Raw genomic sequence first — 523 nt, forward strand, 5'->3', positions numbered from 1 at the left:
GGACCCTATGTCGACCCGAAGTTGATGAAGAAGGCGCTGGCGATGATGGACGCGCCGCCCGCACAGAAGCGACCCATCAAAACCTGGTCGCGCCGCTCGATGATTGTGCCCGAAATGATCGGGCTGACCTTCGCTGTCCACGACGGGCGCAAGCATGTACCCGTCTATGTGACGGAGCAGATGGTCGGGCACAAGCTGGGCGAGTTCGTGCTGACGCGCACCTTCCGCGGACACGCAGGCTCCGAGAAAACCTCGAAGGTGCGCAGGAAGTAAGGAGGCCATTATGAAAGCGGTTGCACGACATATTCGGATACCCCCGCGTAAGGCGCGCTTGGCAATCGATCTGGTGCGCGGCAAGCGCGTCGATGAGGCGCTGGTCATTCTGCAGCGCTTGCCCAACAAGTCGGCGCGCATCGCGCGCAAGGTGCTGGAATCCGCCATCGCGAACGCCGAGCATAATGTGGGGGTCGATCGGCGTGCGCTGGTGGTGGCGCGCGCCTATGTGGACGAAGGTCCGCGCTGG

2 protein-coding genes are annotated in these 523 nt (G+C 62.9%); both read left to right on the plus strand.

Translation table 11 applies throughout. From position 1 onward, the window contains the following. Positions 1–273 (plus strand): 30S ribosomal protein S19 (gene rpsS, locus NW837_RS11750; RefSeq protein ID WP_414331719.1); only part of this gene is annotated, 273 nt, incomplete at its 5' end. A gap of 10 nt (positions 274–283) precedes the next feature. Next, the coding region (rplV, locus tag NW837_RS11755) for a 50S ribosomal protein L22 (protein ID WP_414331722.1) at positions 284–523 on the plus strand (240 nt) is incomplete at its 3' end.

The organism is Synechococcus sp. R6-10, from assembly GCF_047461815.1.
Taxonomy (GTDB): domain Bacteria; phylum Cyanobacteriota; class Cyanobacteriia; order Thermostichales; family Thermostichaceae; genus Thermostichus.